Source organism: Streptomyces sp. RP5T (genome assembly GCF_003933965.1).
GTDB lineage: Bacteria > Actinomycetota > Actinomycetes > Streptomycetales > Streptomycetaceae > Streptomyces.
On record NZ_RSAJ01000287.1, the window covers coordinates 1 to 10,533 of the forward strand.

Genomic DNA, 10,533 nt, shown 5'->3' on the forward strand with positions numbered 1-10,533 from the left:
CGGCTGGATCGTCAACGCGGGCATCTCCGGCAACCGGCTCCTCACCGACGCCGTCGGCGAACACCTCCTCGCCCGCATCGACCACGACGTCCTCGCCGTCCCCGGCGTCAGCCACGTCATCACCCACATCGGCCTCAACGACCTCGGCCTGCCCGGCCACTTCGCCCACCCCGAACCCGCCGAAGGACCCACCGCCGCCGAGTTCAAGGCCGGCCTCACCACCCTCGCCGACCGACTCCACGCCGCCGGACTCACCGTCATCGGCTCCACCATCGGCCCCTACAAGGGCACCGTCCACGAGGGCTACGACACCCCGCGCGGCCAAGCCGTGCGCGCCGAGGTCAACGCCTGGCTCCTCGGCCCCGGCCACCCCTTCGACGGGATCGTGGACGTGGCCGCCGCCGTCGCCGACCCGGACGAACCCGACCGGATCCGCGCCGAGTACAACGCCGGCGACGGCCTCCACGTCAACGACGCCGGCGCGAAAGCCATCGCCGACGCCGTGGACATCACCCTGCTCGACCTCTAGAAGACCGGCGTCCCCTCGCGCGTGAGCCTCCAGTCCACCGACGCGAAGTCCTTCGGGTCCAGCACACCCTTCGCGGTCACCCACTCCGCGATCCGCGTGCGGATCTCCGTCGACTCCGACCACAGCTCGGTGGCGGAGGCCACGTGCGGGAACGCCCCGCCGCCGTTCGCCCGGTAGTTGTTCACCGCGAACACGAACTTCTGCGCGTCGTCCAGCGCGGCACCGTTGTACGTGAGGTTCTTGATCCGCGACCCCGGCGCCTGGGCGATGTCGATGTCGTACGACAGCCCCGACACGTAGTCGTAGTTGTAGTCCGGCCGGTTGTTCGCGTTCGTCAGCTTCTCCACGTCCACGACCGCCCCCGCCGCCGTCCGCACGAAGTACTCCGCCGAGTACTCCAGGTACGCCCTGACCTGCGCACCCGTCAGCAGCTTCGCCACCAGCGTGTTGTCGTACACGTACAGGCTGGACAGATCCCGGATCGTCACGTCGCCCGCCGGGATCTCCGAAGTCCGCGAGAAGGGCGACGCCTGCGCGATCACCGGCAGCGACGCGTACTCCGTGCCCGCCAGCGCCGCCCTGACCACGTCCTCCTGGACCTTCGTGATCAAGTCGATGATCGGCGCGTCCTTGTAGCGCGCCTCGACCGTCGTCAGCGTCTCCGTCGCCGTACCGACCACCTGGTTCACGTACCGCACGACCACGTCATGGTCGGCCTTCAGCAGCTTGGTGATCCTCGGGTCGTCGGCGACGGAGTTCGAGTTGAGCACCTTGGACGCGACGGACTCGACGCTCCAGCGCCCCTTCGTGAAGACCAACTCGATGTCGAACAGCGACAACCGCTCCGCGTACGCCAACGGCTCCGACAGCACGACCGTCTTCCCGGTCTGCGCGTTGGTGACCTTCAGCTCCGGAATCTCCACGTGCGCGTGCCCCACCAGGATCGCGTCGATCCCCGGCACCTGCTGCGCCACCAGTGCCGCCGAGTTCTCCACGTACGGCAACTGGTCACCGTACGACGACGTCCCCGACGAACCCGAGTGCGCCGACACCACCACCACGTCCGCACCCATCGACCGCAGCTTCGGCACCCACTTCGCCGCCTGCTCCTCAAGCCCCGGGAACGTCAACTTGCCCTGCACATACGCCTTGTCCCAGATCGCGATACCCGGGTTCGTCAGACCCAGCACCGCCACCTTCACCGGCGGCGCGCCCTTCACGTGGAACTTCTTGATGAAGTACGGCGGGAAGGCCGGCTTCAGCGTCTTCGCGTCCAGCGCGTTCGCGCCGAGGAGCGGGAAGTCGCACTGCTCCTCGAACTTCCGCAGGGTCTCGATGCCGTAGTTGAACTCGTGGTTGCCCAGCGCCACCGCGTCGTACCCGATGGCGTTCATCGCCGCGGCCATCGGATGCACCGGGCCGCCCTTCGCGGTGATCGGGTCCACCTTCGCGTAGTAGTACGTCAGCGGCGTCCCCTGGATCGTGTCACCCGCGTCCAGCAGCAGCGTGTTGCAGCGGCCCTTCTCCGCACGCACCTGGTTCACCAGCGTCGAGATCCGCGACAGCCCCTGCGCGTTGCCCGCCGCGTCCTTGTACTCCGCGTCCTTGAAGTAGTCCCAGTTGAAGACATGACCGTGCAGGTCGGTCGTGCCCATCACCGTCAGCGAGTACCGCTTTTCACGACCCTTCCCGGCCTCCGCGGCCTGAGCGGCCGGCGCACCCACGGCACCGGCCAGCGCGACACCCGCGCCGGTCACGGCGGACTTCTCCAGGAACTTCCTGCGGTTCAAGGCCATGTCTCGATCTCCTCGGGGAACAGTCAACAACGCGCGTAGATTCTGACCCGCACATGTCGAACGGCAACAGGCCCCGCAGGTTTCGATCTGATGACCCAGCCCACGAAAACTGACACAGTGGGTCGTTATGACCGTTCCTCACGGCACCCCCGACGCACCCCGCATCGCCGTCCGCGGCGAAGCCCACCTCGAAGTCGACCCCGAGATCGCCCGCTTGGGCGTCACCGTCGCCTCCCGCGGCAAGGACCGCCGCACCGCCCTCGACGACCTCACCCGCCGCAACACCGCCGTCCTGGACCTCCTCAAGTCCTACGGCGACGCCGTCGACCGCCTCGAAACCGGATCCTTCTCCGTCGCACCCGAACTCAAGGAACACGGCCGCAGCGAACGCGTCCACGCCTACCACGGCCACGTCCACATCACCGCGGAACTCACCGACTTCACGGCGCTGGGTGAACTGACGACCCGACTGGCCGACCAGGAACTCACCCGCGTGGACGGCCCCTGGTGGGCCCTGCGCCGCGACTCACCCGCCTACCGCGAGGCACGACAGCAAGCCGTACGCGAAGCAGTCCAACGGGCTCGGGAGTACGCCGAAGCCCTCGGCACCTCGCTGACGTCCCTGCTCGAACTGGCCGACATCGGAGCCGAGGACCCCGAACCCCGCTTCGTCGGCAAAGCCGCCCGCGCCCGCTCCATGGCCTACGAAGCCGACGCCGGCACGTCGGCCGCCCCACTCGACCTCGAACCCCAGCGCCAGCACGTCCACGCCCAGGTCGACGCACGCTTCACGATGGCACCGCCGAGCCTGTGAGCAAGCGGCCGCCTGACCGAGGACCCCACGGCGGCCCCGGCCTCCGTGGGGCACTTCGCCGCCGAGCGGACCGGCCTACTTCGACTCGATGCGTCCGACCGGGTCGGCCCCGGTCGTCAACGCCTCGCACGCCGCCTGCCAGGCATGGTCGCCGGGCCGGAACCGCGTGCGCAGGTAGGCCGCGGTGAGACGCCCGAGGGCGGCGACCCGCGCAGGGCTCTCGTCGGTGGTCTCGTCGGCGTCATACCCGGAAATGCCGCCGAGCAGGTGCTCGGCGCCGAACAGGGTCAGCAGGGTCTTGGGCGAGGGGGCGAGGCGGTAGGGGTCGGCGTGCCACTCGGGACCGATGTCGGTGAAGTGCCGGGAGTCGTCCATGTCGCCGGCCACGACCAAGGTGGGTGTGGTCATCGTGGAGAAGTCGGTGGTGTGGAAGAACGGCGTCATCGCGGCCATCGGCCCGTTGAGGATGTCGCCGCCCCTGCCCGGTGCGGCCAGCAGCACACCCGCCTTGATCCGGGGCTCGGTCAGATTCACTTCCTCCCCGGTGTCGGGGTCGGTGCTGCGGGCGCCCAGCAGAAGGCCGGCGGTGTGACCGCCGAGGGAGTGCCCGGCCACCGCGACCCTGTCGTGGTCGACGCGCCCGGCCAGCTGCGGCACGGTCTTCTCGATCTCGTCCAGCCGGTCGAGGATGTGGCTCATGTCCTCGGCGCGAGAGCGCCAGAACAAGGGGGCTCCGGGGGTGTCGGCGAGCCGGTCGCTCAGGGTCCGGGAGCTGAGGTGGGTGGGCTGGACGACGACGAACCCGGCTGCCGCCCAGAGGTTGGCGAGGGGCGCGTACCCGTTCAGCGAGGAGAGGTTGTTGGAGCCGCCGTGGCCGTGGGAGAGCAGGATGACGGGCAGGCCGGTCCCGGTCGCGGGAGCGGAGACGCGTACCTCGAGGTCCACGGGCCGTCCGGGCACGGACAGAACCACAGGGCTGTACGACAGGACGGGGGCGGGCGGGGCGAGGGCGGCGGTGTCGGTGGATGTGCTCATGATGCGGTTCCCTTCTGGGGCCTGTGCCGCTGCGGCTCCAACCGGGCGGCGGCAGGCCGTGGTTGGACGCGCCCGAAGCGGAACGTCGTTCCGCTTACTATCCGGAACGTCGTTCCGCTTTGTCAAACAGGGCGAGCGACTCCCGTTGCGATGCTCCCCGAGGGCCAATTCCCTACCCATCGGTAAGGCCTAATGTCGAAACATGCGCCGAGCAAAGATCGTCTGCACCCTGGGCCCCGCCACCGACTCCTACGACCAGATCAAGGACCTGGTCGACGCCGGAATGGACGTAGCCCGCTTCAACCTCAGTCACGGCAGCTACACGGAGCACGAGGAGCGCTACCACCGCGTCCGCAAGGCCTCCGACGAGACCGGCCGCAGCGTCGGCCTCCTCGCCGACCTCCAGGGCCCGAAGATCCGCCTCGGCCACTTCACCGAAGGACCCGTACTCCTCGAACGCGGCGACACCTTCACCATCACCGTCGAAGAGGGCGCGCAGGGCGACCAACAGTCCTGCGGAACGACGTACGCCGGACTCGCCGCCGACGTCACCGCGGGCGAGCGCATCCTCGTCGACGACGGCAAGGTCTGCCTGGAAGTCACCTCGGTGGACGGCCCCCGCGTCCACACCCGTGTGATCGAGGGCGGCATGGTCTCCGACCACAAGGGCCTGAACCTGCCGGGCGTGGCGGTATCGGTCCCGGCACTGTCGGAGAAGGACGAGGAAGACCTCCGCTGGGCCCTGCGCATGGGCTTCGACGTGATCGCCCTGTCCTTCGTACGGTCCGGCCGCGACATCGTCGCCGTCCACCGGATCATGGACGAGGCGGGACGCCGGGTCCCGGTGATCGCCAAGGTGGAGAAGCCCCAGGCGGTCGAGGCGATCGACGACATCGTGGCCGCGTTCGACGGCATCATGGTCGCGCGCGGGGACCTGGGCGTGGAGATGCCGCTGGAGCAGGTGCCGATCGTGCAGAAGCGCGCGATCAAACTGGCCAAGCGGAACGCCAAGCCGGTGATCGTCGCGACCCAGATGCTCGACTCCATGATCGAGAACTCCCGCCCCACCCGCGCGGAGGCCTCGGACGTGGCGAACGCGGTCATCGACGGCACGGATGCGGTCATGCTGTCCGGCGAGACGAGCGTGGGCAAGTACGCCGTCGAGACCGTCCGGACGATGGCGAAGATCGTCGAGGCCGCGGAGGAGGGCATCCTCGCGAAGGGCCTGCCGCCGCTGACCGAACGCAACAAGCCCCGCACCCAGGGAGGGGCTGTCGCCCGGGCGGCGGCGGAGATGGGCGACTTCCTCGGCGCGAAGTTCCTGGTCGCCTTCACCCAGTCCGGCGACACGGTCCGCCGCCTGTCCCGGTACCGTTCCCCGATCCCCCTGCTGGCCTTCACCCCGGAACCGGCGACCCGCTCCCAGCTCAGCCTGACCTGGGGCGTGGAGACCTTCCTCGGCCCCCAGGCCGACTCCACGGACGCGATGATGAACCAGGTGGACGAGCTGCTGCTGCAGTACGGCCGCTGCGAGAAGGGCGACGTGGTCGTGATCACGGCCGGCTCACCGCCCGGGGTGTCCGGCTCGACGAACCTGGTCCGGGTGCACCACATCGGCGAAGACGACAGTCCGAAGTAGGGGGCGTCAGTATTTGGGGCCCACGTGGGTGTCCATCAGGGCTACTGAGGCTTTGCGGGCGATCGAGATGTTGAAGGGGTCGCTGCCGCGGGCGAGACTCGTCCACTCGACACCCACTCGGTCGAGAGTGTCGGTGAAGAGCCGCCGGATGTCGTCCGACTTGTTGGCGAAGAAGTACCGGGGATATTCGTAGCGCTTGCGCTCACCGGCTACGAGGCGGGTCGTCCAGTTGGTGATGCGGCATCCGTCGGAGTGGATGAGGCCGCGGAGGAACTCCCAGGGGTGCGCGTCGACGATGGCTTGTTGCCAGGGAACGAGAGCGATAGTGCGGTCGTGCTTCTTGCCGGGGCCATGTTGGGGGAACAGGCAGTGCAGGTGCTTCGAGTAGACCTTCACGTTGCGGCAACCGGTCTTACGGACGCGGCAGACGGAGTTGTCGGGGAAGACCGTGCGCATGGTTTCCTCGCAGGCGTCCATCAGGCCCGGCCAGGACTCGTCGCAGGTGATCATGAGGTTCGGCACGCGGTGTTCGGAGTAGTGGCTGATGTGGCCGTCTCCGAGGTAGAGGCCCAGCAGGTAGCTGTATGCGGCCGAGTCCAGATCTCTGCCGTCGCATCGCGGGCACTTCGGATCGCGCTTGCCCGGACACTCGCCGCGCTTCGCCCGGTCGAGATGCTTCCAATAGCTGACCGTGCCTGCCGGGACCTTGAGTTTCCGGGCGACCTCCGCGTTCTTCGCTCCGTCCCGCAGCAGCGTGACTGCCTTCTGTCGAACCTCAGTGCCGTGAAAATTCATACGGGTACTCTGAGTGAGTGATCGTGACTTTGTGCAGCAAAAAGCGGATGTTCACGAGAACGTGGACATCCGCTTCAAGTGCCGGGTATGGGATTCGAACCCACACGTCCTTTCGGACAGAGGTGTTTGAGACCTCCGCGTCAGCCAGTTGCGCCAACCCGGCCTAAGTGCTGTTGAGGAGTGTACCGGGTGACCCAACTGAGTCGCAGCTAGGTACGCTCTTGTCAGCAGTACCCCTGCCCCTGAACGAGGAGCCCCCGTGACCGCCCCCGAGTCGCCCCAGCCCGTAGACGCGCCCGACGACGACAAGTCGCACGTGCCTCCGCTGACGACCCGTGTCGTCATTGCCGAGGACGAGGCCCTGATCCGGCTCGACCTCAAAGAGATGCTGGAGGAAGAGGGCTACAGCGTCGTAGGCGAGGCGGGTGACGGTGAGCAGGCCGTCGAGCTCGCCCGTGAGCACAAGCCGGACCTCGTGATCCTCGACGTGAAGATGCCGAAGCTGGACGGTATCTCCGCGGCGGAGAAGATCGCCGAGGAGCGGATCGCCCCGGTGCTGATGCTCACCGCCTTCTCGCAGCGCGACCTGGTCGAGCGGGCCCGGGACGCCGGTGCGATGGCGTACCTGGTCAAGCCGTTCAGCAAGAGTGATGTCGTGCCGGCGATCGAGATGGCGGTGTCCCGGTTCACGGAGCTGCGCGAACTGGAGAACGAGGTCGCCGACCTGACTCTCCGTCTGGAGACGCGCAAGCTGGTCGACCGGGCGAAGTCGATTCTGCAGACGTCGTACGGGCTGACCGAGCCCGCCGCGTTCCGGTGGATCCAGAAGACGTCGATGGACCGGCGCATGTCGATGCAGCAGGTCGCCGAGGCGGTCATCCAGGACGCGGACGAGAAGAAGGCCAACAAGGGCTGAGCCGAACGCGACAAAGACCGAGGCCCGCGTCCCCAGCAGGGGGCGCGGGCCTCGGTCGTACGGCCGGACGGTCAGTCCTCGCCGAGGTACGCCTTGCGGACGGACTCGTCGTGGAGGAGGTCCTGGCCGGTGCCGGAGAGGACGATGTTGCCGACCTCCATGACGTGGCCCTGGTCGGCCAGGGACAGGGCGGCCTGGGCGTTCTGTTCGACGAGGAGGATCGTCGTGCCCTGGGACTTGAGTTCCACGATGGTCGACATGATCTTCTGCATCATGATGGGGGACAGGCCCATGGAGGGCTCGTCCAGCATCAGGAGCTTCGGCTGGGACATGAGCGCGCGGCCCATGGCCAGCATCTGCTGTTCGCCGCCGGAGAGGGTGCCCGCCGCCTGGTTGCGGCGTTCTCCCAGGATCGGGAAGAGCTCGTAGGCGCGCTGGATGTCCTTCTCGATCCCTTCCTTGTCCTTCCTCAGGAACGCTCCGAGCTGGAGGTTCTCGAAGATGGTCAGGCGGGGGAAGATGTGCCGGCCTTCGGGGGAGTGGGCGAGTCCGAAGGAGACGATCTTGTGGGCGGGGATGCCGCTGAGGGGCTTTCCGTCGAACAGGATCTTGCCGGACGTCGGCTTCAGGAGACCGGACAGGGTCCTGAGCGTGGTCGTCTTGCCGGCGCCGTTGGTGCCGATGAGGGTGACGACCTGGCCGGCTTCGACGCTGAAGGAGATGCCCTTGACGGCTTCGATCTTGCCGTAGGAGACCCGGAGGTCCTCGACTTCGAGGAGTGCGGTCACTGGCCTTCTCCCTTGGTGCTGGTGGTGCTCTGCGCCTCGGCCGCGTCGACTTCGGCGGTTTCGGCCGCGCCGGGGTCGCCCTCGAAGGGTTCGCCGAGGTAGGCGGCGATGACGCGTTCGTCGGCCTGGACGACGTCGGAGGTGCCTTCGACGAGTTTTTCGCCCTGGACGAGGACGGCGACGCGGTCGGAGAGGTTGAAGACGAAGCGCATGTCGTGCTCGATGAGGAGGACGGCGATGCCCTTGTCGCGGATGGCGAAGACCAACTCCTCGGTGGCGCGCGTCTCCTGGGGGTTCATGCCGGCGGTGGGCTCGTCGAGCAGGAGCAGGCCGGGCTCGGAGGCGAGGGCGCGGGCGATCTCCAGCTTGCGCTGTTCGCCGTAGGGGAGGTTGCGGGCGAGGTGGTCGCGCTTGGCCTCCAGGCCGATGAACTCCAGGAGTTCCATGGCCCTTTCTTCGCTGGCCTTTTCCGCCTTCTTGAAGCCGGGGCCGCGCAGGAGGGCGGACCAGAGGCCTTCCTTGGTGCGGGTGTGGCGGCCGACGAGGACGTTCTCGAGGACCGTCATGTTGGCGAAGAGGCGGATGTTCTGGAAGGTGCGGGCGATGCCGGCCTGGGTCACCAGGTGGGGCTTGGGCGGGAGGACGGTGCCCTTGTAGGAGACCGTGCCTTCCGTGGGGACGTACAGGCCCGTCAGGCAGTTGAAGAAGGTGGTCTTGCCGGCGCCGTTGGGGCCGATGAGGCCGACGATTTCGCCTGCGTTGACGGTGAAGTCGACCGAGCGGACGGCGGTGAGGCCGCCGAAGCGCATGGTGACGTTGCGGGCTTCGAGTACAGGTGTCGTCACGGTGCTCACGCCCCCGCCTTGGTGACGGCGGCCGGTTCGCCGGTCAGTGTGGTCGTGTCTGGTACGTCGAGTTGGCCGGTCTCGTGGAATTCGAGTTGGCGGCGGCGGTTGGCGATGATGCCTTCGGGGCGGAAGCGCATCAGCAGGATGAGGGCGATGCCGAAGGCGAGCAGCGACTTGTCCTGGAGGAAGACGAGCTTCTCCGGGAGCAGGTACAGGAGTGCGGCGCCGAGGATGGGGCCTGCCACGGTGCCCATGCCGCCGAGGACGACGGCGGCGAGGAGGAAGGCCGAGTTGGGGGGTGTCGAGCCCGCGAACTGGTACGGCGTCGGGACGACGCTGTAGGTGACGTGGGCGCTGACGGTGCCGGCGAGGCCGGCGAGGGCGGCGCCGAGGGCGAAGGCGATGAGCTTGACGCGGAAGCCGTTGATGCCCATGGCGGTGGCGGCGGTCTCGTCCTCGCGGATGGCGATCCAGGAGCGGCCGATGCGGGAGTCGGCGGCGCGGGTGTAGACCAGGACCACGATGGCCATGATCAGCACCATGAGCAGGTAGTAGTTGGCGAAGCGGCCGATGGTGAAGCCGCCGATGTCGTGGGCCTGGCCGAGGTTGAACCCGAAGAAGTTGAGGTCCGGGATCGACGGGATGCCGTTGGGGCCGTTGGTGATGTCGGGGCCGGATTCGCCGTCCATGTTGTTGACGGCGATGCGGAAGATCTCACCGAAGCCGAGGGTGACGATGGCGAGGTAGTCGCCGCGCAGGCGCAGGGTGGGGGCGCCGATGAGGACGCCGAAGATGAGCGATGCGGCGGCGCCGGCGAGTGCGGCGGCCCAGAAGGGGAAGTGGACGCCGGAGAAGCGGGAGAATTCGGAGCCGGAGACGAGGGCGGCGGTGTAGGCGCCGACGCCGAGGAAGGCGACGTATCCGAGGTCGAGGAGTCCGGCGAGGCCGACGACGATGTTGAGGCCGAGGGCGACGGTGCCGAAGATCAGGATGTTGACGCCGATGTTGGCGTAGTGGTCGTCGGTCTGGGTGAAGGGGAACGCGATCGCGGCGGCGAAGCCCATGGCGAGCGTGAAGCTGCGGTTGTGGGCGACGATCCGGGAGAAGCGGTCCATGAGGCCCGCGGTGTGCAGGGCCCAGACGGCGAAGACGACGACGATGAGGAAGCCGACGAAGAGTTCGCCGTATTCGGTGTCGATGCCGTAGGTGAAGACGGCCAGGCCGACGATGGTGGCCAGGGTGATGATCGCGCGCTCGACCCAGGGGCTGAGGGGTGCGGGTGCGGGGATGCGGTCGGGCTTGGCGAGGTAGGCCTTGAGGTTGCCCTTGGCGTCCGCGGTGCGGGGCTCGGGGAGGGCGAAGGCGCCGATGAC

At 68.0% G+C, this 10,533-nt stretch carries 10 protein-coding genes and 1 tRNA gene; 4 read left to right on the forward strand and 7 right to left on the reverse strand.

What is annotated here, in order from left to right; genetic code table 11:
- The coding region (locus EHS43_RS26255; RefSeq protein ID WP_260470722.1) for a GDSL-type esterase/lipase family protein at positions 1-529 on the forward strand (529 nt) is incomplete at its 5' end.
- Here EHS43_RS26255 and EHS43_RS26260 read toward each other — a convergent pair.
- On the reverse strand, positions 526-2,325 hold the full coding sequence (locus tag EHS43_RS26260; RefSeq protein ID WP_125193229.1) for a bifunctional UDP-sugar hydrolase/5'-nucleotidase: 1,800 nt from the start codon (positions 2,323-2,325) through the stop codon (positions 526-528). The genes EHS43_RS26255 and EHS43_RS26260 overlap by 4 nt on opposite strands.
- A 127-nt stretch (positions 2,326-2,452) precedes the next feature.
- Between EHS43_RS26260 and EHS43_RS26265 the strand changes: the two genes are divergently transcribed.
- Complete coding sequence (locus tag EHS43_RS26265; protein ID WP_125193230.1) at positions 2,453-3,139, forward strand: SIMPL domain-containing protein; 687 nt, start codon at positions 2,453-2,455, stop codon at positions 3,137-3,139.
- 75 nt (positions 3,140-3,214) lie between these two features.
- On the opposite strand, the gene EHS43_RS26270 is transcribed toward EHS43_RS26265, so the two are convergent.
- Entirely contained in the window at positions 3,215-4,174 is a 960-nt protein-coding gene (locus tag EHS43_RS26270) for a chlorophyllase (protein WP_125193231.1), read from the reverse strand.
- A 202-nt stretch (positions 4,175-4,376) separates the two neighbouring features.
- Between EHS43_RS26270 and pyk the strand changes: the two genes are divergently transcribed.
- On the forward strand, positions 4,377-5,813 hold the full coding sequence (gene pyk / locus EHS43_RS26275) for a pyruvate kinase (RefSeq protein WP_125193232.1): 1,437 nt from the start codon (positions 4,377-4,379) through the stop codon (positions 5,811-5,813).
- A gap of 6 nt (positions 5,814-5,819) precedes the next feature.
- Here pyk and EHS43_RS26280 read toward each other — a convergent pair whose 3' ends face one another.
- A complete protein-coding gene (locus EHS43_RS26280; RefSeq protein ID WP_125193233.1) occupies positions 5,820-6,608 on the reverse strand; it encodes a helix-turn-helix domain-containing protein in 789 nt (262 codons plus the stop codon).
- Between the two features lie 79 nt (positions 6,609-6,687).
- Positions 6,688-6,771 (reverse strand) — tRNA-Leu (locus tag EHS43_RS26285).
- 96 nt (positions 6,772-6,867) lie between these two features.
- On the opposite strand from EHS43_RS26285, the gene EHS43_RS26290 reads away from it, so the two are divergent.
- Entirely contained in the window at positions 6,868-7,524 is a 657-nt protein-coding gene (locus EHS43_RS26290) for an ANTAR domain-containing response regulator (protein WP_031041938.1), read from the forward strand.
- A 71-nt stretch (positions 7,525-7,595) separates the two neighbouring features.
- Here the strand turns inward: EHS43_RS26290 and EHS43_RS26295 are convergent, their stop codons facing one another.
- From EHS43_RS26295 to EHS43_RS26305, 3 genes are all read right to left on the reverse strand, one after another.
- Complete coding sequence (locus EHS43_RS26295) at positions 7,596-8,312, reverse strand: ABC transporter ATP-binding protein (RefSeq protein WP_125193234.1); 717 nt, start codon at positions 8,310-8,312, stop codon at positions 7,596-7,598.
- On the reverse strand, positions 8,309-9,121 hold the full coding sequence (locus EHS43_RS26300) for an ABC transporter ATP-binding protein (protein WP_185806416.1): 813 nt from the start codon (positions 9,119-9,121) through the stop codon (positions 8,309-8,311). The genes EHS43_RS26295 and EHS43_RS26300 overlap by 4 nt, the downstream gene beginning before the upstream one ends.
- 41 nt (positions 9,122-9,162) lie before the next feature.
- Positions 9,163-10,533, reverse strand: a 1,371-nt coding sequence (locus EHS43_RS26305; protein WP_125193235.1) for a branched-chain amino acid ABC transporter permease, incomplete at its 5' end; no start/stop codon positions are given.